Origin of the sequence: Paraplanobispora siamensis (assembly GCF_016863175.1) — a bacterium.
Taxonomy (GTDB): Bacteria; Actinomycetota; Actinomycetes; order Streptosporangiales; family Streptosporangiaceae; genus Planobispora; species Planobispora siamensis.
In genome coordinates, this window is sequence record NZ_BOOJ01000033.1 from 13,100 (window position 1) to 33,758 (window position 20,659).

Sequence of the window (20,659 nt, forward strand, 5' to 3'; positions counted from 1 at the left end):
CCGGACAGAGAGGAGATCGATCATGGCGGTCGATCAGGACAAGCTCATGGAGTTCCTGCTCAAGTTCGTCGGCGACGTGGGCGCCACGATGGCCGCGGGCAACGTGCTCGTCGGCGATCGGCTGGGTCTGTACCGCGCCCTGACGGGCGGGCCGCTCCGGCCGGAGGCGCTCGCCGAGCGGACTGGCACCCACCCCCGGTACGTGGAGGAGTGGCTGCGCGGCCAGGCCGCCGGCGGCTACGTGGAGTACGACGTCGAGAGCGGGACCTACGGGCTCACCGAGGAGCAGGCGTTCGCGCTGACCGACCCGGACGGCGCGGTGTTCGCCCCCGGGGCCTTCCAGCTCGCCGCCGGCGCGCTGCGGGCCCAGGAGCAGATCATCGAGGCGTTCCGCACCGGTGGCGGCGTCGGCTGGCACGAGCACGACCCCGACGTGTTCACCGGCTGCGAGCGGTTCTTCCGCCCGGGGTACGCCGCCAATCTGACCACGACCTGGATCCCCGCCCTGGACGGCGTGGAGGACAGGCTCCGCGCCGGGGCCCGGGTGGCCGACGTCGGCTGCGGGCACGGCGCGTCCACGGTGCTGATGGCGCAGGCCTACCCCGCCTCCGTCTTCGTCGGCTCCGACTACCACGCCGGCTCGGTCAAGCAGGCCGAGATCCGGGCGGCCGACGCGGGACTGAACGGCCGGGTCAGCTTCGAGACCGCCTCCGCGCAGACGTTCGGCGGCGGGCCGTACGACCTGGTCACCTCCTTCGACTGCCTGCACGACATGGGCGACCCGCTCGGCGCGGCCCGGCACATCCGGGAGTCGCTGGCCCCCGACGGCACCTGGATGGTGGTCGAGCCCGCGGCGGGCGACAGCGTCGCCGCCAACCTCAACCCGGTCGGGCGGGTCTACTACTCCTTCTCGACCTTCCTGTGCGTGCCCAACGCGATGTCGCAGACCGGCGGGTACGCCCTGGGCGCGCAGGCGGGCGAGGCCCCGATCCGCAGACTCGCCTCCGACGCGGGATTCACCCGTTTCCGGAAGGTGGCGGAGAATCCGTTCAACATGGTGTACGAGGCGCGTCCCTGAAAGGCCCGGCCATGAAGGCGAGACAGGCGGACTCCGAAGGCTTCGTCGAGCACGGCGGAGTGAAGATCCATTACGAGGTGCACGGCGCCGGCGGGCCCACGATCCTGCTCCTGCCGACCTGGACGATCGTGCACAAGCAGATATGGAAGATGCAGATCGCCTTCCTGGCCCGGCATCACCGGGTGGTGCTCTACGACGGTCCGGGCAACGGACGCTCGGACCGGCCGCTCGCGCCCGAGGCCTACGGGCACCGGGCGCAGGCCGGCTACGCGCTGGCGGTCCTGGACGCCACGGGCACCGATCGGGCGGTGGTCGCGGGGCTGTCCAGGGCCGCGAACTGGGCGCTCGAACTGGCGGCCGAGCATCCCGGGCGGGTGCTCGGGATCATCGCGATCGGCCCCGCCGTGCCGCTCGTGCCGTACGGCCCGCCGAATCTGGACGGGCCGCCGCCCGAGCTGGAGCCCTCGGGGGTACGGCAGGGCCGCCGCGATCCGGTGACGCACTGGGGCAAGTACAACCGGCGCTACTGGATGGACAACCACGAGGACTTCCTCTGGTTCTTCTTCGGCCAGTGCTTCCCCGAGCCCCACTCCACCAAGGCGATCGAGGACGGCGTGGCGTGGGGCCTGGAGACCACCGGCGAGGTGCTGGTCGCCGAGAGCCTGGCGGAGCGCCCGGACCGGGACACGGTCCTGGACTGGTGCGCCCGCCTCACCGGCCCCCTGCTGGTGATCCACGGCGACCGCGACCGGGTCGTCCCGCTGCAGTGCGGCGAGGCGCTCGCGGAACTGGCCGGCGGACGGCTGGAGATCCTCGACGGCGGCGGCCACGTGCCCCAGGCCCGCGATCCGGTCCGGGTGAACCTGCTCATCCGCGACTTCGCCGCGCGGTTCGCCCCGCCGCGGCCGCGGCGGACCTGGAGCCGGTGGAACCGCAGGCCGCGCCGGGTGCTGTACCTGTGCTCCCCGATCGGGCTCGGGCACGCCCGGCGGGACGTGGCGATAGCCCGTGAGCTGCGCGCCCTCCATCCGGACGTGCGGATCGACTGGCTCGCGCAGGACCCGGTCACCCGGGCGCTGGAGGCGGCGGGGGAGCGGGTGCACCCCGCGAGCCGCCTGCTGGCCTGCGAGTCCGCGCACATCGAGAACGAGGCGGGCGAGCACGACCTGCACTGCTTCCAGGCGCTGCGGCGGATGGACGAGATCCTGCTGGCCAACTTCATGGTCTTCCACGACGTCGTGCGGGACGAGCCGTACGACCTGGTGATCGGGGACGAGGCCTGGGAGGTCGACCACTTCCTGTACGAGAACCCCGAGCTGAAGCGGTTCGCCTACGCCTGGCTCACCGACTTCGTGGGCATCCTGCCCATGCCGTCCGGCGGCGAGCGGGAGGAACTGGTCGCCGCGGACTACAACGCCGAGATGATCAGGCGGGTCGAGCGCTTCCCCCGCCTGCGCGACCGCGCCGTGTTCGTCGGCGACCCCGAGGACGTGGTCGGGGGCGGCTTCGGCCCGGGACTGCCGTCGATCCGCGAGTGGACCGAGGCCCACTACGACTTCGCCGGGTACGTCACCGGCTTCGACCCGGCCGCGCACACCGACCGGGAGGCGCTGCGCGCCGAGCTCGGCTACCGGCCGGGTGAACCCGTGTGCCTGGTGAGCGCCGGGGGCTCCGGCGTCGGCGGCGACCTCCTGGGGCGGGTCGCGGCCGCGTTCCCCGAGGCCGCCCGGCGGGTGCCCGGCCTGCGCATGATCGTGGTCGCCGGGCCGCGGACCGACCCGTCCCGGCTGCCGTCGCACCCCGGCCTGGAGGTGCGCTCGTGGGTCCCCGACCTGCACCGCCACCTGGCCGCCTGCGACCTGGCCGTGGTCCAGGGAGGGCTGACGACCTGCATGGAGCTGACCGCGGCCGGGCGGCCGTTCGTCTACGTCCCGCTCCGCGGCCACTTCGAGCAGCAGTTCCACGTCGCCCACCGGCTGCGCCGCCACGGCGCCGGGCTCCGGCTGGACTACGCCGGCCTCGACCCCGGGCTCATCGCCGAGACCGTCGCCACCGAGATCGGCCGGCCGGTCGACTACCGGCCCGTCGCGGGCGACGGGGCCGCGCGCGCCGCCGCGCTCCTGGCCCCGCTGCTGTGACCGGCTGCCCGGCGACCGGCTGCTCGACGCCCGGTCATTCGACGATGCCGGCGCGGAAGGCGGCGATGGCCAGCTGCACGCGGTTGGTGACGGAGAGCTTGTCGAACAGGCGAGTGATGTGGCTCTTCACCGTCGCCTCGCTCATGTGCAGACGGGCGGCGATGTCGGCGTTGGTGTGACCGAGGCCGACCTCGGTCAGCACCTCCCGTTCCCGCTCGGTCAGATCCCGGAGCCGGTCGAGGGCCTCGCGGCGGCGGCGCGTGCGGTCCTCGGCGGTGAGGCGGTCGATGAGCCGGCGGGTGACCCCGGGGGAGAGCATCGAGTCGCCCGCCGCGGCGAGCCGTACGGCCCGCAGCAGGTCGTGCGGAGGGGTGTCCTTGAGCAGGAACCCCGTCGCCCCCGCCTCCAGGGCCCGGAAGACGGTGTCGTCGGCGTCGAAGGTGGTCAGGACGATCACCTCGGGCGGGCGCGGCCGGGCGCGGATCGCCGCGGTGGCGGCCAGCCCGTCGAGACCGGGCATGCGCACGTCCATGAGGACCACGTCCGGCCGGTCGCGGTCCACCGCCTCCAGCGCGGCCCGCCCGTCGGCGGCGTCGCCGACCACGGCCATGTCGCCGGCCGTCTCCAGGATCATGCGCAGGCCGACGCGTACGAGGGCCTCGTCGTCCACGAGCAGAACGGAGATCACGACGCGTACTCCGCCGTCGTCCCGTCGCCCGGGGCCGCCTCGTGGGCGGCGTTCTCGCGGGCGGTGTCCTCGTGGTCCGGGCCCTCGCCGGCGCCGTGGTCGAGCCAGGGCAGTACGGCGCGCAGCCGCCAGCCGCCGCCCTCCCCATGGCCGAGCGGGCCGCTGTCCAGGGTGCCGCCCACCAGCCGGACCCGTTCGGCCAGCCCGACCAGCCCGGAACCGGTCCCGGGCAGGTCCGCCGGAGCGCCGCCGGCCGGCCCGTTGTCCACGGTGACGGTCACGGCGCCGTCGGCGCCCCGTTCCACCGTGACGGTGGCCGGCGCGTCCGGCGCGTGCCGGTGGGCGTTGGTCAGCCCCTCCTGGACCACGCGGTGGACGACCCGGGTCATGGCAGGCGGCAGCGGACCGGCGCGGTCGTGCAGGACGACCCGCTGCCCGGCCTGCTCCGAGGCCCGCACCAGCGAGGCCAGGTCGCCGAACGGCCCGCCCCCGTCCGGGGAGCCCGGCTCCTCGCGGAGCACGCCGAGCACGTAGCGCAGCTCCCGCAGCGCCTCGCGGGCGGTGACGCGGATGAGCGCCGCGCCCTGTTCGACCCGGGGGGAGCTCCCGCCCGCGGTGAGCTCCAGCGCACCGGCGTGCAGGGCGATGAGCGAGACCTTGTGGGCCAGCACGTCGTGCATCTCCCGGGCGATCCGGGCGCGCTCGGCGGAACGGGCCTGCTCGTCGCGCAGCCGCCGCTCGGCCTCGGCGCTCTCGGCCCTGGCGAGCAGGGATGCGGTCAGCTCGCGCCGGGTGGCGGCGTACCGGCCCAGGGCCGTCACCAGCAACGATCCGGCGGCCGCCCAGATCGCGTCGTCCGCCGTCAGACGGCCCGCCTCGATCCACGACAGCCCGGTCTGGCCCGCCCACCCGGCGACCGCGAGCGCCCACACCTGCCGGCGCGGGGCGTAGGAGGCGCCGGAGTACAGGCCGACGAGCAGGGGACCGGGGTTGCCCGACAGCGGGTACGCCGCCGCGCCCGCCACGGCCGCCGCCCACGGCCACCGCCTGCGCCACCACTGCGCCAGGCCGCCCGCCGTACCCGCCGCCACGATCACCGCCACCGGCACCGGCGACCAGTGCGCCTTCGCCGCGAAGCCGGTGAGGACGAGGCACCCCAGCACCGCGGCCGCGTCCACGGCCCGCGGACCGGCGAGCCGGGCCCACGGGCGGCCCGTCACCTCCACGGCGGGCCGGGCACGCGGGCGACTCCTCACTTCCATGCCCGCAGCCTAAAGCGTGCCCCATGGATCTCCTCGCCCGCCGCGGCCGCCCGGACGGCGCCCAGCCGCGCTGTCGCCCCGCCCCGGCGGGAACGCCTCGCAGGCTGCGCCGCGGCCTCCTCCTCCGCCTTTCGTCGCCCGGCTCCGCCGCCGCTCCTGCGACTTTCGTCGGAGGGCGTCGTGGCCCGCGGGGCGATGCGGAGCCGGTGCCCGCGCCACGACGCTGGACGGCGTCACCGACCCGACCGTCACCGCGAGGAGCGGCTCCCATGCGTACCCGACCGTCCCGGCCGACCGGCAGAGTGATCGCGGGCCTGCTCGCGCTCTGCGTCGCCCTGCCCGTCCTCGACCCGGCGGCCCCCGAGGCCCGGGCCGCCGTCGCGGCCTGTCCCGCCGTCACCCCGGCGGCAACGGCCGCCTTCTTCGACCGGGCGGTGCCGGAGCGCCTCACCCGCGACCGGGTGCCCGGCGCCGTGGTGTCGGTGGTCGCCGGCGGCAGGAAGGTGTTCGCCGGGGGGTACGGCCTGGCCGACGCCGGGCGGGGCGTCGCCTTCGACCCCGGACGCTCGCTGGTCAGGATCGGCTCGATCACCAAGCTGTTCACCTGGACGGCCGTGATGCAGCAGGTCCAGGCCGGCCGCCTCGACCTGGACGCCGACGTGAACCGCTATCTGAAGACCTTCGAGATCCCGCAGACCTACCCGGAGCCGGTGACCCTGCAGAACCTGATGGACCACACCGCGGGCTTCGAGGAGCGCGTGATCGGCATCGGGGCGCGCACCGCCGCCGACGTGCCGCCGCTGGCCGAGTATCTGGCCGACCGCATGCCGGGCAGGATCCGGCCGCCCGGGGAGATCTCCGCCTACTCCAACTACGGCGCCGCGCTGGCCGGTCACCTCGTCAGCCAGGTCACCGGCGAGCCGTACGACGCCTACGTCGGGCGTCACCTGCTCACCCCGCTCGGCATGACGCGCAGCACCGCGGCCGAACCGGTGCCCGCGCCCCTGGCGGCCGACCTCGCCCGCAGCTACGACTCCGACTCCGAGCCCCCGCGGGCCATCCCCTTCATCTTCGACCAGATGCCCCCCGACGGATCGATCAGCGCCACCGCCGACGACATGGCCAAGTTCATGATCGCGCAGTTGAACGGCGGGCGGCTGGGCGGCGCGGCCGTCCTCGACCCGGCGGTCACCGAGCGGATGCACCGGCGCTCCTACGCCGCCGATCCCCGACTGGGGGGCTGGGCGCACGGATTCATGGACCGCACCGTCAACGGCCGCCGGGTGCTGATGCACGACGGCAGCTGGGAGGGCTTCCGGAGCGCGCTGGTCATGGTGCCGGAGTGCGATCTGGGCGTGTTCGTGTCGGTCAACGGCACCGGCGGCATCGAGACGGCGAGCGAGCTGATCCCCGCCTTCCTCGACCGGTTCGCCCCGGGCGAGGGGAGCTCCGGCGACGGATCCTCTTCGGGCGACGGATCCTCTTCGGGCGACGGATCCTCTTCGGGGGACGGACCCTCTTCGGAGGGGGGAACCTCCGGCGGGGGGACCTCCGGTTCCGCTACGGCGTCGCGGCCCGCGTCCCAGGCGGCCGCCCCGCGGGAGGGCTTCTACGCGCCGGCGCGGCACAACGAGACGACGATCGAGAAGCTCCTGCTGCTGCTCGGACCGGCCCGGCTGACGGTGAACGGCGACGGCACGGTCCACTTCAAGGGCCACGACTGGAGGACCCGGGGCGACGGCCTGTACGTCCGGGCGGACGGCGCCGACCGCCTGGTGTTCCTCGACCGCGGCGACGGACGGCGGTATGTGGCCACCGACGGCCCCGCCTACCAGCTGATGCCCGCCGGGCAGACCCCGATCGTGAACCTGGCGGTCGTCCTCGTCTTCGTCGTCGCGGCCCTCAGCGCGTCGGCCGTACCCCTGGCGGGGGCGTGGCGCCGGGCGCGCCGCCGGCCCGCGACCACCACGGCCGCCTGGCGCGGGGCCCGCGCCCTGGCCGCCGGGGCCGCGCTGACCGGCCTGGTCTTCCTGGCGCTGCTGACGGGTCAGCTCCTCGGCGACACTGGGGAGACGCTGTACGGCGTGCCGACGGGCCTGCGCCTCCTGCTCACCGTGCCCGTGGTCACGCTCGCGATGGCGGCCGGGGCGGCGGTGTCCACCGTCAGGGGCTGGCGGGGCTCGGGGGCGGGCGCGGTCGCCCGCGTCCACCAGGTGATCGTGCTCGCGGGCCTGGCGGCGCTGACGTGGTTCCTGTGGCAGTGGAACCTCATCGGCTGGTGGTTCTGACCGGCCGGTGATTTCCGGAACGGATGCCGCGCGTTTTCCGGTCCGGCCGGGTTATCATTTATCCGGTCACGCCGGGACTGGCTGACCCGCCGACTCGAGAGGGCGGCCCCCCTCATTTCCGAATGATTTTCAAAATCGTTCGAAAATGGCGGAGCCGCCCTTGTCCGATGCCCGCGCGGGGATGCTCAGGGCAGGCAGCGGGTGGTGCCGTTGACCGTCACGCACGCCCGCTGGACGGGGAGGGGGACGGTGACCCGCTGTGTCGTGGTGGCGTCCGCCGCGACGGTCGTCGTGGTCCTCACCCCCGCGAGCGTGGTGCCGCCGACGCCGAGGACGGTCAGCCCGATGTCCACGGACTGCGAGGTGGAGCACGACACCGTCAGGGCGATCTCGGCCCCGGTGCCGGTGCGGGTGACCGTCGGCCCGGACGTGGTGCACGGCGCCTGGGCGTAGGAGGGCTGCGCGCCCGCTCCCACGGCGAGGACCGCGGTCATAGAAGCGAGACCGGTGAGCAGGGCGACGCCCCGCCTGGTCCTGATTTTCGGCATGAAAAGCCTCCTTGAACGGTCGGCGCTCAGACTGTCACCGCAAGTGATTGCGCCGCTACGGGAGAGTCTGCAGTATTCATCGGCGGGACGTAAAGCCTTTGGAAAGTAAATTCACGGAAATATCGTGAACCCGAATCTAATTCTCGGCGTCAATGGGAATTGAATTTCCCGCCGAATCCTTAAAGCGGAAATTTCCGTTTTTTGCTGTCGGGGCCGGTCCCGGTGAGAGCGATTCGCGACGGCGGTCGTACGCCCGGGTCCGGGGCCGGCTCGCGATGCGGATGCCGTACGGCGCCGCCGCCTGCGCCGAGGATGTGGAAGATCTCGTTTTGATCTCATGCGCCGTTTTTGTGCGTTTGGATCGTTCCTTCCTGCCACGATGATCCACGCCGCACACTCCCGTCCCATCTCGATCCGGAGTCACATCCATGAGAATCGGTAAGCCTGTGTACCTGGCTGCGGCGGCAGTGCTGCTCGTCGGCATCGCCGGTACGGCCACCGCGTCCGCCCAGGTCTCCGCCCCCGGTGACGTGATCACCGCGTGCGTCCACAAGAAGACCCGCTACATGCGGCTGGTCAACGCGACCGCCAGCTGCCGCACCACCGAGTTCAAGACCTCCTGGGGAGGTCAGTCCCAGCAGGGCGTCGCGACCGCGGGCCCGCAGGGGGAGCGCGGCCCGGCCGGTCCCGCGGGTCCGAAGGGCGACACCGGCCAGCAGGGCCCGCAGGGCTTCCGCGGCCCGCAGGGCAAGCAGGGTGTCCCCGGCCCGAAGGGCGACACCGGCCCGGCCGGTCCCGCGGGCAAGGACGGCAAGGACGGCAAGGACGGCGCGCCAGGTCCGAAGGGCGAGACCGGTCCCGCGGGTCCGAAGGGCGAGACCGGCCCTGCGGGCCCGGCCGGTCCCGCGGGCAAGGACGGCAAGGACGGCAGCCCGGTCAAGTACTTCGTGTTCGACCTGTCGGCATTCGGCGTCCCCGGCCTCAGGGGCAGCATGACCTGCGAGGACGGCGACCCCAGCCCGCAGGTCTTCAGGATGGCCAACTGCAGGAAGGGCGGGGCCCCGGCGGCCTCCTCGCAGGGCGCCCCCTCGCCCGGCGCCTCTCCGAACGAGTCCGCGGCCAAGCCGTAGGCCCGTCGTCCCGGCCGGAACGGTCCCGCCCTCCGGGGACCGCTCCGGCCGGTCGTGCCATCGCGGTCCCGTGACAGGGACCGGTCGTGCCATCGCGATTCCCTGACGCAGGGTGTCAGGGAACCGTCGCTAACGTCGCGCCCATGACCGACATGACGGACGCCGCCTTCAAGGCGGCCAACAGCTTCGACTTCCTCGTCGGCACCTGGGCCTCCCGCCAGCGGCGGCTGCGCCGGGTGCTCGCCGGCAGCGATGACTGGTACGAGTTCCCCGGCGTCACCAGGTGCTGGAGCGTTCTGGACGGCGCCGGCAACATCGACGAGGTCACTTTCCCGACGCAGGGGTTCGGCGGCGTGACGCTGCGGCTGTACGACGGAGCGACCGACCTGTGGTCGCTGTACTGGGCGAGCAGCAGGACCGGCATATCGCTGCCTCCGGTGGTCGGCCGTTTCGGAGCCGACGGGCGGGGCGTGTTCACCGCCGACGACGTGTACGACGGAGTCCCGATCAAGGTCAACTACATCTGGTCGGACATCACCGCGCACTCGTGCCGGTGGGAGCAGGAGTTCTCCGCCGACGGCGGCGCGACCTGGGAGACGAACTGGGTCGCCGAGTTCACCCGCACGTCCTGACGCCCGTACGTCCTGACCGCCCGAGGGCACGTACGGCCCGCCCGCCCGGGGCTCAGGCCGGGGGCGGCGGGACGGTCGGCAGGCAGACGGTGAAGACGGTGCCCCCGCCCTCGCGGGGGGCGGCGGAGATGGTGCCGCCGTGCGCGTTCACGATCGCCCTGGTGACGGCCAGCCCCAGACCGGTGCCCTTGATCCCGGCCTCGCGGGCGGTGGAGGCGCGGAAGAACCGGGTGAACAGCCGGTCGTACTGCTCGGCCGGGATGCCGATCCCGGTGTCGGCGACCGTCAGGGTGAGCGCCGCGTCTCCGCAGTCGCCGCCGAGGCCGGCGGAGACGGTGACCTTCCCTCCCGCCGGCGTGTACTTGATCGCGTTGGACAGCAGGTTGTCGAGCATCTGGCGCAGCCGTACCGGGTCGGCGTGCAGGCGCAGGGACGGCTCCAGCTCGGTGGTGAGGGCCAGCTGCTTGGCCTCGGCCGCGGGCCGGTGGTCGTCGATGGCCTCGTTCAGCAGGCCGGTCAGCGACAGGGGACGGAGGTCGACGCCGATGCCCCCGGCGTTCATGCGGGCCAGGTCGAGCAGGTCGTCGACCAGGCGTTGCAGGTGGGCGCTCTTGCGGTCGATGACGTCGGTGAACATGCGCTGCTCGGCGCTCAGGCCGGGATCGTCGGTGAGCAGCTCGACGTAGCCGCGGATGGCCCCGATGGGATTGCGCAGCTCGTGGGTGACCAGCGCCATCAGCTCGTCCTTCATGCGGTCGAGCTCCCGCAGCCGGCGCACCTGCTGCTGTTGCTGGGCCAGCAGGTGTTCGCGCTCCTCGGCTATGTGGTGGCGTTCGGTCACGTCGGTGGCGATGCCGTCGACCAGCAGCCGGTCGCCCTCGCGGCGGGGCGTCGTCCGGATCCAGATCCAGCGGGTGACCTCGTCCAGCCCGACGACCCGGCACTCGATCTCGGCGGGCTCGCCCGCGTGCAGCTTGCGGTTGAAGGCGAGATAGGCCTCCATGTCGTCGGGATGGACGCGCTTGAGCATCAGGTCGTCGATGTCGGCGTCGTCGGGCAGCCGCCGGCCGAACACCCCGGCGGCGTTCTGGCTCTGGTACAGCGAGCGGACCCGGCCGTCCTCGAAGATCTCGATGCTCCACACGTTGTCGTTGATCTGAGCGATGATCTGGTTGAAGTGGCGGCGGCTGGCGTCCAGGGCCAGGGCGAGCTCCTCGGCGCGGCGGCGCTCCTTGTAGCGGCCGAGGTGGCCGGAGATGCCCTCCAGCAGCTCGACCAGGTCGTCGTCGGGCTCCTGGACGGTGTCGGCGAAGAGCATCAGCACGCCCAGGATCCGATCGCCGCTGCGGACGGGGAGGCCTACGGCGGTGCGCAGGCCCGCCCGCAGCGCCTCGTGCTCGCGGACGAAACCGTCGGGGTCGTCCAGCAGGTCCCTGATCCAGTGGTGCCGGCCGGTGTCCCACACCCGGCCGGGCAGCCCCTGACCGCGCTCGAAGGTCTCGGAATCCGAACGGTCCCCGTCGGCGAAGGCCGACAGCTCCCGGTCGGGATCGCTCCACGAACCGATGCGGGTGATGCCGCTCTGGTCCTCGGCGACGCGCCAGTACTCCCCGCAGGACCATCCCAGCGCCCGGGCGATCGCTCCGGCGGTGCCGACGGCGGCCTCCTCGGCGGTGGCGGCGTCGGCCAGCACCCGGTTCACGGCGTCCTGCGCGGAGCGCAGGATCTCGGTCCGGTGCTGGTCGGTGATGTCGTGCAGGGCCATCACCGCGCCCAGGCGGCGCCCGTCGAAGGTGTCGATGGGACGGCTGTTGGCCAGGAACCGGCGCACCCCGCCGGGCAGGTGGGCCGCCAGCTGCTGGCCGTCCACGGACTCCCCGGCCAGCGCGCGGGTCAGCGGCACCTCGTGGGGGGCCAGCGGGGTCCGCCCGTCGGCCGCCAGCAGGCCGTAGACCTGCGGGAGGTCGTCGACGCACAGGTTCGGCTTCTGCTCGCGGCCGGCGCGCAGCGGCTGGTTGACCACGGTCAGGCGGCCCTCGGGATCGCAGGCCGCGACCCCGACGTCCAGGCTGTCCAGCAACGCCTGCAGGAACCTGCGCCCGTTGTCGTACTCCCCGCCGCCCCGGCGGTCCCCGCCGGCCTCGTGCAGGAACGCGTGCACGATCACCTGGCCGTGCACGGTGGTGGCCTGCGCGACCCCCTCCACCTCGAACTCCCGCCCGGCACGGTCGATCACCTCCAGCTTCAGCCCGCGGCCGGCCAGCGCCGGGGCGTCGCTTTCGCGCAGCCGCAGCAGCCGCTCCTCGTAGTCGCGGCGCGCCCGTTCGGGGGCGACCAGACCGACGATCGGCCGTCCGACGATCTCGCTCGCCGACCAGCCGAACAGCTGCTGGGCGCCGGTGCTCCAGCCGCGCACCACGCCGGCGGCGTCGAGGGAGATCACCGCGTCGGGTACGCAGTCGAGCAGCCGCTGCGTCCACGCCGCGGTCTCCTGCGTCTCGGTCCTGGCCAGCCGGAGTCCGATCTCCGCCTCCGCCATCGCCGCCAGGTCCTCCAGCATGTCCAGCTGCTCGGCGCTCCACGGGCGGGGCCGGGAGTCGACCGCGTACAGCGTGCCCAGCACGTGGACGCCGGCGCGCAGCGGAACCCCGGCGTAGGCGGCGGGCTCGCCCTCCGCGGACGTCCATATCCGCCGCCACCGCTCGTCGGCGCCGATGTCCGCCACGGCCAGCGGCTCGCCGGTGGCCACGACGTGCCGGCACAGCGCGTACGACGGCGTGAGCCGGTCGCCCGGCGCCGGACTGTCCGGCCCGGCCGTACTGACCACGACCTGCCGGTCGCGCTCGGCCAGCGCCACCGCCGCCGCGGGCACCCCCAGCAGGCGGACCGCCGTCCGGGTCACCCGGTCCAGCAGCGGCACCCAGGCCTCGCCCAGCAGACCTGTGGCATGCAGCGTCTGCGCCCGCCGCGCGTCATGAACATGATCTATCGCCTCCACCGGCCCAAACTCCCCCGAGATCACCGGCCCCCCGTTCCCTCCCACAGTAGACGCCCGTGGCAAAACGGCCCACCTGGCCCCGGTTGTTCGGGGCGGGCCGGTGGGATGGGCCGGTGGGATGGGCCGGTGGGGCGGGCCGGCCGGAAACTGTCGGTCACGGAGACGAGAATCGCCCCGAGTCCGTTACAGAACCCCTGGGCCCGCCGCGGAGCCCGGCGAGAGGAGCCACCGGGATGGCCACGTTCGTTCTGATCCACGGGGGCGGCGGCACCGCCTGGCAGTGGCACCTGCTCGACCCCGAACTGCGCGCCCTGGGCCACGACGTCGTGGCCGTCGACCTGCCGCTCGAGGACGGGACGGCCGGGCTGGACGACTACGCCACCGCCGTGCTCGACGCCGTGGGCGGGCGCACCGACCTGGTCGTGGTGGCCCACTCCTGGGGAGGCTTCGTCGGCCCGCTGGTGTGCGAGCGGGCGCGTGCCGGCCTGCTGGTGATGCTGGCGGCCATGATCCCCGCGCCGGGGGAACCGCCGGCCGACTGGTGGGCCAACACCGGGTTCGAGGACCCGGGGGAGGACGACCCGGTCGCCGGCTTCATGCACGACGTCCCGCCGGACCTGGCCGCGGAGGAGATGCGCCGCGGACGGGACCACGCCGAGCGCGCGCTGGTCGAGCCGTGGCCGCTGCCGGCCTGGCCCGAGGTGCCGACGAAGGTCCTGCTCTGCCGCGACGACCGGTTCTTCCGTCCCGATTTCATGCGCAGGATCGCGCAGGAGCGGCTCGGCCTCACGCCCGACGAGATCGACGGCAGCCACTGCGTGATGCTCTCCCGGCCGAAGGAGCTGGCCGCGCGCCTCGACGACTACGCCCGCCGCGCCGGGTCGTGATCCCACCGGCGTTCCCGCCCGCGTGGCGGGGACCGGCGGACGGACGCGACGCCGCTCACGCGCCGTTGGGGCCCATGGTGGGGTGCACGTCGAACCTGGTGCGCAGGTTGCCGGCGGCCAGGGTCCGCGCCACCGGCCCGTCCAGGCCGGCGACCTCCATGCCCACGCCCCGGGCGCGGGCGTCGGTGACGGCGGTGAGGACCTCGCGCAGACCGGCGGCGTCGCAGTCGGTCAGCGCGCTCAGATCCAGAGTCAGACGGAGCGGGTCGGTGAGCGCCCAGATCTCCTCCAGCCGCCGCCGCAGCAGAGGCGCGGAGCGGTGGTCGAGCGCGCCGCCGACGCACAGGAGCATCCGCTCTCCGGAGAAACGGGTGGTAAGGGTGAAATCCATCGGGGAACGGTGATCATTGAGCATCACGTCGCTTCCCTGCACGATCGATGTCAGGACCCGCCCCCTACCGCCGTCGGGCGAAGGCTAACCCCGGGACGGTCTCTTTCCGGTCCGAGGCCGGGACGGTCTCTTTCCGGTCCGAGGCCGGGACGGTACGGCGGGCCCGCCCCCGGCTTCCCCGCGAGGCGTCCCGCGCTCCGCGCTTGACCTGGAGCGCGCTCCACATCCCAGACTCCTGTCCGTGATCTGCACGACGGACCGGACGGAGACATCATCGTGAAGTACCGCACCATCGGCACCGACCCGAAGACCCGCCGCGAGGTGAGCGTGCTCGCCCTAGGGGCGATGCTGTTCGGTTCGGTGACCGACGAGAAGACCTCCTTCGCCATCCTGGACCGCTATGTGGAGGCCGGTGGCACGTTCATCGACACCTCCGACAACTACGCCTTCTGGGTCGACGGCGGGCAGGGCGGGCAGAGCGAGGAACTGCTGGGGCGGTGGCGGCGCAGCCGCGGCGTCGGCGGGGAGGTCGTCATCGCCACCAAGCTGGGGGCGCGCCCGCTGGCGCCGGGCACCGGCTACGTCGACAACCCCGAAGGGCTGTCGGCGAAGGTGATCCGGGAGTCGGCCGAGCGCAGCCGCGAGCGGCTCGGGGTGGACCGGATCGACCTGCTGTACGCGCACATCGAGGACCGGACGGTCTCCCCGCGCGAGACCGTCGAGGGGTTCGCCGAGCTGGTGGCCGAGGGCACGGTCGGCCTGCTCGGCGTGAGCAACCACGCGATCTGGCGGGTGGAGCGGGCCCGTGCCCTGGCCGCGGCGGCCGGGCTGCCCGGCTACGAGGTCCTGCAGTACCAGCACAGCTATCTCCGACCGCGCAGCGACGTGCCCGAGCCGCTGTTCCCGGAGGGCAGCCTCGGCCACGCCGGCGCCGAGCTGCGCAGCTACCTGCGGGCCGAGCCCGGCCTGACCCTGGTCGCCTACTCGCCCCTGCTGCGCGGCGCCTACACCCGGACCGACAAGCCGCTGCCGCCGGACTACGACCACCCCGGCACGCCCGCCCGCCTGGAGGTGCTGCGCGAGGTCGCCCGGGAGACCGGGGTGAGCGTGAACCAGGTGGTGCTGGCCTGGCAGATCGGCGGCGCCCTGCCGGTGATCCCGCTGGCGGGCGTCTCCTCGGTGGAGCAGCTGGAGGAGAACCTGGCCGCGGTGGATCTGGAGCTGACGCCGGACCAGCTGGCCCGCCTGGACGCCGCCCAGTAGCCCCGGCCCCGCCGCCCGGTGGACCCCCGCCGGGCGGCGGCCTGGACGGGTGGGTCCGGGGTTCGGCCGGTGTCGGTCGCACGCCGGTCCCGGCCACCCGTCGTCGCCTGTGCCCCGGCGTGGCGGGGCAGGCTCATCCGCCGTGCGGCACAGCCCGGGTGGGCGACAGGTGGCCTGCCGCGGACGCGCCTCACGGGTGGGCTCGCCCGCCTGGTACACGTGGCGGTACGGCTCTCCGCTCTCGTCAGGACCCGCCCGGTAGCCCTCGGCCCGCCGCGCCGACGAACCTTCCGCAGGCCCCTCCGGATCCTGGGCCCTCCTCCCGGGATGCCGCTTCAGGACATGCGTTGACAGATAAACCTGGTTTTCCTACTGTTTAACTAGGTAATAGCGCCCGGCATGCCCCGTGCGAAACGAGGAGAGCTCGTGAACCCTTCCACCTGTGTCAACCGCGGCTCCCGGCAGGTCTCGTGAGCGCGCCGCGCAGGCAGGTCCACCTGGCCGCGCACTTCCCCGGCGTCAACAACACCACGGTCTGGGCCGATCCCCGTTCGGGCAGTCAGATCGACTTCACCTCGTTCGTCCACCTGGCGCGCACCGCCGAGCGCGGCAGGTTCGACTTCTTCTTCCTGGCCGAAGGGCTGCGCCTGCGCGAGCTCAAGGGCCGCATCCACGACCTGGACGTGGTCGGGCGGCCGGAGTCGCTGACCGTGCTGTCCGCCCTGGCCGCCGTCACCGATCGGCTGGGCCTGGCCGCCACGGTCAACGCCACCTTCAACGAGCCATACGAGCTCGCCCGGCGCCTGGCCACCCTCGACCACCTCAGCGAGGGCCGGGCCGCGTGGAACGTGGTGACCACCTCCGACGCCTTCACCGGGGAGAACTTCCGGCGCGGCGGCTTCCTCGACCGGGCCGACCGCTACACGCGGGCTGCGGAGTTCGTCCGGCTGTCGCGCGCGCTGTGGGACTCATGGCGGCCCGACGCGATCGTCGCCGACCAGGCCGCGGGTGTGTTCGTCCGCCCGCGGGCGATCGGAACGGTCCAGCACGACGACCGGCACTTCACCGTCGAGGGCCGCTCCACCGTGCCGCGCAGCCCGCAGGGTCACCCGGTGATCATCCAGGCGGGCGACTCGGACGAGGGGCGGGAGTTCGCCGCCTCCACCGCCGACGTCATCTTCAGCAGGCACGGCACGCTGGAGGAGGGCAAGGCCTTCTACGCCGACGTCAAACGCCGCCTGGCGAGGTACGGCCGCGAGCCGCACGAGCTGAAGATCATGCCGGCGGCGACGTTCGCGCTGGGCGACACCGACGCCGAGGCGGCCGAGAAGGCGGCCGAGATCCGCCGTCAGCAGGTCGGGCCGCAGACCGCGATCGCCTTCCTAAAACAGGTCTGGGGCAGGGACATGTCCGCCTACGACCCCGACGGGCCCCTGCCCGGCGTCGATCCCGAACCTGAGGAAGGACTCTCCCAGGGCCGGGTACGGCTCGCCGACCGCACCGCCGTCGCCGCGAAGTGGCGAGCGGTGGCCGAGGAGAAGAACCTCACCATCCGTGAGCTGGTCATCGAGATGACCGGCCGCCAGTCGTTCGTCGGGTCGGCGGCGACCGTGGCCCGGCGGATCGAGGAGTTCGTGCAGGGCGAGGCCGCCGACGGCTTCATCCTGGTGCCCCACCTGACCCCCGGCGGGCTCGACGACTTCGTCGACGAGGTCGTGCCGATCCTGCAGGAGCGGGGCGTGTTCCGCACCGAGTACACCGGCCCGACCCTGCGCGACCATCTGGGCCTCGCCGCACCCGGCCCCACCCCGCGCGACCGTCCGGGCCTCGCCGTACCCCGCCCCGCCCGGGAAGGAGCATCGTGATGACCGTTCCCCTGCACCTGGCCGTCGCCCTGGACGGCGCCGGCTGGCACCCCGCCGCCTGGCGCGACCCGGCGGTCGATCCCCGGGAGCTGTTCACCGCCCGCCACTGGGCCAAGCTCGTCACCGAGGCCGAGCGCGGCCTGCTGGACTTCGTCACCATCGAGGACGCGCTGAGCCTGCAGTCCACGCTCCCCGACGGGCCGGACGAGCGCGCCGACCAGGTCCGCGGCCGCCTCGACGCGGTGCTGCTGGCGGCCAGGCTCGCCCCCCTCACCACGAGGATCGGCCTGGTACCCACCGCGACGACGACGCACACCGAGCCGTTCCACGTGGCGATCGGCATCGCCACCCTCGACCACGTCAGCGCCGGGCGCGCAGGCTGGCGTGTGCAGGTCTCCCCGCGCAGGACGGAGGCCGCGCACTTCGGGCGCCGGAGGCTCCCGCCCCTCGACCCGCGGTGGCCGGACACGGACCTGCTGGCGGACCTGTTCGGCGAGGCCGCCGACGCGGTGGAGGCGGCCCGCCGCCTGTGGGACAGCTGGGAGGACGACACCGAGATCCGGGACGTGCCCACCGGCCGGTTCATCGACCGTGACAAGCTGCACTACATCGACTTCACCGGGGCGCGCTTCTCGGTCAGGGGACCGTCGATCACGCCCCGGCCGCCCCAGGGGCAGCCGATCGTCACGGTGCTCGACCACGGCCACTCCCGCGTGCCGTACGAACTGCCGGTGAGCTCGGCCGACATCGTCTACGTGACCCCGCACAGCCGTACGGAGGCCGAGGCGATCGCCGGGCGGATCCGCGCCCTGCCGCGTGAGGGGGAGCCGCTGAAGATCTTCGCCGATCTCGTCGTCTTCCTGGGCGAGGACGCCGCCGACCGCAAGGCGGAGCTCGACGAGTTCGACGGCGCCGAGTTCACCTCCGACGCGGCGGTGTTCACCGGCACCGCCGACGAGCTGGCCGATCTGCTCCTGGACTGGCAGCGGGCGGGGATCGAGGGATACCGGCTGCGGCCAGGGGCCGTACCGCACGACCTCGAGGCGATCACCCGCCGGCTGGTCCCGGCCCTGCGCAGGCGCGGCGCCTTCAGGAGCGAGTACGAGGCCGCCACCCTGCGCGGGCTGCTCGGCCTCCCCCGGCCGGACAGCCGCTACCGGAGAGCGGCCGCGGTGTGAAGTTCCTCGCCATCACCCTCATCGCGCACGACGGGCGCACGTCCACCACCGAACGCCTCCGCGAGGTCGTCGACAACGCGATCCTGGCCGAGGAACTGGGGTTCGACGGATTCGGCGTGGGGGAGCGGCACGAGCGGCCGTTCATCTCCTCCTCCCCGCCGGTGGTGCTCGGCCACGTCGCCGCCAGGACCTCGCGCATCCGGCTGTTCACCGCGGTCACCACGCTCAGCCTCCTGGACCCGGTGCGGGCCTACGAGGACTACGCCACGCTCGACCACCTGTCCGGCGGGCGCCTGGAACTGATCATCGGCAAGGGCAACGGGACCGCGCAGGCCCGGCTCTTCGGCGTCACGGCCGAGGACCAGTGGGAGCGCAACCGTGAGGGCTACGAGCTGTTCCGCAGGCTCTGGCGCGAGGACAAGGTGACCTGGTCGGGGCGGTTCCGGCCGCCGCTGACCGGCGCCGAGGCCCTGCCCCGGCCGTTGCAGCGGCCGATCCGCGTCTGGCACGGCAGCGCCACCAGCACGGACTCGGTCGACCTGGCCGCCCGCCACGGCGACCCGCTGTTCTCAGCCAACGTCACCCACCCGGTCGAGCCCTACGCCGAGCTGGTCGCCCACTACCGGGAACGCTGGGCGCACCACGGTCACGACCCGGCCGACGCCCTGGTGGGCGCCGGCAGCGCGGGCTACTACGCCGCCCGAACCTCGCAGGAGGCCGTCGAGACCTACCGGCCCGTCTTCGACGCCCGTCAGGAGACGTTCAGGAGGTACGGCGCGCCGCCGGTGTTCCACTCACTGGAGGACGCCATCGAGCGCGGCTCCATCCTGGTCGGCAGTCCCCAGCAGATCATCGACAAGGTCCATCGCTATCACGCGCGGCTCGGCCACGAGGTCATGCACCTGCACGCCGACGCCGACGGGCTGACGAACAGGCAGCACCGCGCCGCGCTCGAGCTGTTCCAGGCCGAGATCGCCCCCGTGCTGCGCAAGGAAATCCCCAGCAGGCCGTTCCCGGAAGGGCTGTCATGACAGTTCCACTGCCCGCCCCCCTGTCCGTTCTCGACCTGGCGCCGATTCCGTCAGGGGGCAGCGCGGGCGACGCGCTGCGCAACACGCTCGACCTCGCCCGGCGCGCGGAGGAATTCGGCTACCGGCGCTACTGGCTGGCCGAGCACCACTTCGCCGCCGGGGTGGCCAGCTCGGCCCCCGCCGTGCTGATCACCCTGGTGGCCGCCGCGACCAGCCGGATCAGAGTCGGTTCCGGAGCGGTGCAGCTCGGTCACCAGACGCCGCTGGCCGTGGTGGAGCAGTTCGGCCTCATCGACGCGCTGCATCCCGGCCGGCTCGACCTGGGACTGGGTCGTTCGGGCCAGCGCAGGGCCGAACTGGCGGGCGGGAGCGATCCGGGCGCTCCGGGTGCTCCGGGCGGTCGGGACGCCTCGGTCCGCCCGGCCGGTGGGAAGGGTTCGCGGGCCACCGCCCGGCCGGCGGAGTCCTCGGTCGTAGGCGGCCTGCTCATCCCGCCCCCGTTCGACTGGTCGGCGCTGGCGAAATCCCCGCAGCTGTCCTTCCAGGCCTCGCTGCTGCAGCAGCCCGGGGCGCAGACCCCCGATTTCGCCGAGCAGGTCGACGACATCATCGCGTTCCTGCGCGGCACCTACGTCACTCCCGAAGGGCTGACCGCGCACGCCGTGCCCGGGGAGGGCGCCGACGTGCAGCTGTGGATCCTGGGCAGCAGCGGCGGGCAGAGCGCCCAAGCGGCGGGGGAGCGTGGGCTGCCGTTCGCGGCGAACTACCACGTCAGCCCGGCCACCGTGCTGGAGGCCGTGGAGGCCTACCGGGAGGCGTTCAAGCCGTCGGAGGTGCTGGCGGAGCCGTACGTCATCGTCTCCGCGGACGTGGTCGTGGCCGAGGACGACGCCACCGCGGCGGAGCTGGCCGCGCCGTACGGGCTCTGGGTGCGCAGCATCCGCAGCGGCCAGGGCGCCATCCCGTATCCCAGCCCGGAGCAGGCCGAGGCCCACGTGTGGAGCGAGGCCGACCGGGCCCTGGTCGCCGACCGGACCGACACCCAGTTCATCGGCTCCCCGGAGACGGTGGCCGAGAGGCTGCGGGTGCTGCAGCGGGTCACGGGGGCCGACGAACTGCTGGTCACCACCATCACCCACGAGCACGCCGACCGCGTGCGCTCCTACGAGCTGCTGGCCGAGGTGTGGCAGGCGCACGCCCCGGTGCGCTGAGAAGGTGTTCGAAGCCCTCCACGCCGAAGAGCTGATCACGGACTCCGGGCGTGGAGGACGGGGCTCGGCGG

General features: G+C 73.4%; 16 protein-coding genes. 11 read left to right on the top strand and 5 right to left on the bottom strand.

Annotated elements, in window-relative coordinates; all coding sequences use genetic code 11:
- The first annotated feature begins 22 nt into the window (after positions 1-22).
- Positions 23-1,078 (top strand): class I SAM-dependent methyltransferase, encoded by a 1,056-nt coding sequence (locus Psi01_RS20420; RefSeq protein ID WP_204065655.1) that lies wholly within the window; start codon positions 23-25, stop codon positions 1,076-1,078.
- Positions 1,079-1,089: 11 nt separating this feature from the next.
- Entirely contained in the window at positions 1,090-3,216 is a 2,127-nt protein-coding gene (locus Psi01_RS20425) for an alpha/beta fold hydrolase (RefSeq protein WP_204065656.1), read from the top strand.
- Between the two features lie 34 nt (positions 3,217-3,250).
- On the opposite strand, the gene Psi01_RS20430 is transcribed toward Psi01_RS20425, so the two are convergent.
- Complete coding sequence (locus Psi01_RS20430; RefSeq protein WP_204065657.1) at positions 3,251-3,904, bottom strand: response regulator; 654 nt, start codon at positions 3,902-3,904, stop codon at positions 3,251-3,253.
- Positions 3,901-5,166 (bottom strand): sensor histidine kinase, encoded by a 1,266-nt coding sequence (locus Psi01_RS20435; RefSeq protein ID WP_204065658.1) that lies wholly within the window; start codon positions 5,164-5,166, stop codon positions 3,901-3,903. The genes Psi01_RS20430 and Psi01_RS20435 overlap by 4 nt, the downstream gene beginning before the upstream one ends.
- 269 nt (positions 5,167-5,435) lie before the next feature.
- Here Psi01_RS20435 and Psi01_RS20440 point away from each other — a divergent pair, with 269 nt between their 5' ends.
- Positions 5,436-7,454 (top strand): serine hydrolase domain-containing protein, encoded by a 2,019-nt coding sequence (locus Psi01_RS20440; RefSeq protein ID WP_204065659.1) that lies wholly within the window; start codon positions 5,436-5,438, stop codon positions 7,452-7,454.
- A 185-nt stretch (positions 7,455-7,639) separates the two neighbouring features.
- Here the strand turns inward: Psi01_RS20440 and Psi01_RS20445 are convergent, their stop codons facing one another.
- Positions 7,640-8,002: a hypothetical protein gene (locus tag Psi01_RS20445; RefSeq protein ID WP_204065660.1), complete on the bottom strand. Its 363-nt coding sequence runs from the start codon at positions 8,000-8,002 to the stop codon at positions 7,640-7,642.
- Between the two features lie 428 nt (positions 8,003-8,430).
- Here Psi01_RS20445 and Psi01_RS44150 point away from each other — a divergent pair, with 428 nt between their 5' ends.
- Together Psi01_RS44150 and Psi01_RS20455 are read left to right on the top strand one after the other, a co-directional pair.
- The gene (locus tag Psi01_RS44150) at positions 8,431-9,132 is read left to right on the top strand and encodes a collagen-like domain-containing protein (protein ID WP_204065661.1); all 702 of its coding nucleotides are present in this window, start codon (positions 8,431-8,433) and stop codon (positions 9,130-9,132) included.
- A gap of 143 nt (positions 9,133-9,275) precedes the next feature.
- Complete coding sequence (locus tag Psi01_RS20455) at positions 9,276-9,764, top strand: hypothetical protein (RefSeq protein ID WP_239127869.1); 489 nt, start codon at positions 9,276-9,278, stop codon at positions 9,762-9,764.
- Positions 9,765-9,816: 52 nt separating this feature from the next.
- Here the strand turns inward: Psi01_RS20455 and Psi01_RS20460 are convergent, their stop codons facing one another.
- A complete protein-coding gene (locus Psi01_RS20460; protein WP_204065662.1) occupies positions 9,817-12,762 on the bottom strand; it encodes an ATP-binding protein in 2,946 nt (981 codons plus the stop codon).
- 233 nt (positions 12,763-12,995) lie between these two features.
- On the opposite strand from Psi01_RS20460, the gene Psi01_RS20465 reads away from it, so the two are divergent.
- A complete protein-coding gene (locus Psi01_RS20465; protein WP_204065663.1) occupies positions 12,996-13,649 on the top strand; it encodes an alpha/beta fold hydrolase in 654 nt (217 codons plus the stop codon).
- Positions 13,650-13,704: 55 nt separating this feature from the next.
- Here the strand turns inward: Psi01_RS20465 and Psi01_RS20470 are convergent, their stop codons facing one another.
- A complete protein-coding gene (locus Psi01_RS20470; protein WP_204065664.1) occupies positions 13,705-14,040 on the bottom strand; it encodes an STAS domain-containing protein in 336 nt (111 codons plus the stop codon).
- A gap of 276 nt (positions 14,041-14,316) precedes the next feature.
- Here Psi01_RS20470 and Psi01_RS20475 point away from each other — a divergent pair, with 276 nt between their 5' ends.
- From Psi01_RS20475 to Psi01_RS20495, 5 genes are all read left to right on the top strand, one after another.
- Entirely contained in the window at positions 14,317-15,303 is a 987-nt protein-coding gene (locus tag Psi01_RS20475) for an aldo/keto reductase (RefSeq protein WP_239127870.1), read from the top strand.
- 470 nt (positions 15,304-15,773) lie between these two features.
- Positions 15,774-17,168 carry an NtaA/DmoA family FMN-dependent monooxygenase gene (locus Psi01_RS20480; protein WP_204065665.1) on the top strand — a complete coding sequence of 465 codons (1,395 nt, stop codon included), beginning with the start codon at positions 15,774-15,776 and terminating at the stop codon, positions 17,166-17,168.
- Positions 17,168-18,346, top strand: a complete 1,179-nt coding sequence (locus Psi01_RS20485) for an LLM class flavin-dependent oxidoreductase (protein WP_204065666.1) — start codon at positions 17,168-17,170, stop codon at positions 18,344-18,346. The genes Psi01_RS20480 and Psi01_RS20485 overlap by 1 nt, the downstream gene beginning before the upstream one ends.
- Positions 18,343-19,377 (top strand): LLM class flavin-dependent oxidoreductase, encoded by a 1,035-nt coding sequence (locus Psi01_RS20490; RefSeq protein WP_204065667.1) that lies wholly within the window; start codon positions 18,343-18,345, stop codon positions 19,375-19,377. The genes Psi01_RS20485 and Psi01_RS20490 overlap by 4 nt, the downstream gene beginning before the upstream one ends.
- Positions 19,374-20,588, top strand: coding sequence for an LLM class flavin-dependent oxidoreductase (locus Psi01_RS20495; protein WP_204065668.1), 1,215 nt, complete (start codon positions 19,374-19,376; stop codon positions 20,586-20,588). The genes Psi01_RS20490 and Psi01_RS20495 overlap by 4 nt, the downstream gene beginning before the upstream one ends.
- Positions 20,589-20,659 lie beyond the last annotated feature (71 nt).

Coding starts and splice junctions, on each gene's coding strand:
- Psi01_RS44150 (WP_204065661.1), top strand. CDS start 8,431: ATGAGAATCGGTAAGCCTGTGTACCTGGCTGCGGCGGCAGTGCTGCTC.
- Psi01_RS20485 (WP_204065666.1), top strand. CDS start 17,168: ATGACCGTTCCCCTGCACCTGGCCGTCGCCCTGGACGGCGCCGGCTGG.
- Psi01_RS20440 (WP_204065659.1), top strand. CDS start 5,436: ATGCGTACCCGACCGTCCCGGCCGACCGGCAGAGTGATCGCGGGCCTG.
- Psi01_RS20465 (WP_204065663.1), top strand. CDS start 12,996: ATGGCCACGTTCGTTCTGATCCACGGGGGCGGCGGCACCGCCTGGCAG.
- Psi01_RS20435 (WP_204065658.1), bottom strand. CDS start 5,166: ATGGAAGTGAGGAGTCGCCCGCGTGCCCGGCCCGCCGTGGAGGTGACG.
- Psi01_RS20495 (WP_204065668.1), top strand. CDS start 19,374: ATGACAGTTCCACTGCCCGCCCCCCTGTCCGTTCTCGACCTGGCGCCG.
- Psi01_RS20445 (WP_204065660.1), bottom strand. CDS start 8,002: ATGCCGAAAATCAGGACCAGGCGGGGCGTCGCCCTGCTCACCGGTCTC.
- Psi01_RS20455 (WP_239127869.1), top strand. CDS start 9,276: ATGACCGACATGACGGACGCCGCCTTCAAGGCGGCCAACAGCTTCGAC.
- Psi01_RS20425 (WP_204065656.1), top strand. CDS start 1,090: ATGAAGGCGAGACAGGCGGACTCCGAAGGCTTCGTCGAGCACGGCGGA.
- Psi01_RS20420 (WP_204065655.1), top strand. CDS start 23: ATGGCGGTCGATCAGGACAAGCTCATGGAGTTCCTGCTCAAGTTCGTC.
- Psi01_RS20470 (WP_204065664.1), bottom strand. CDS start 14,040: ATGGATTTCACCCTTACCACCCGTTTCTCCGGAGAGCGGATGCTCCTG.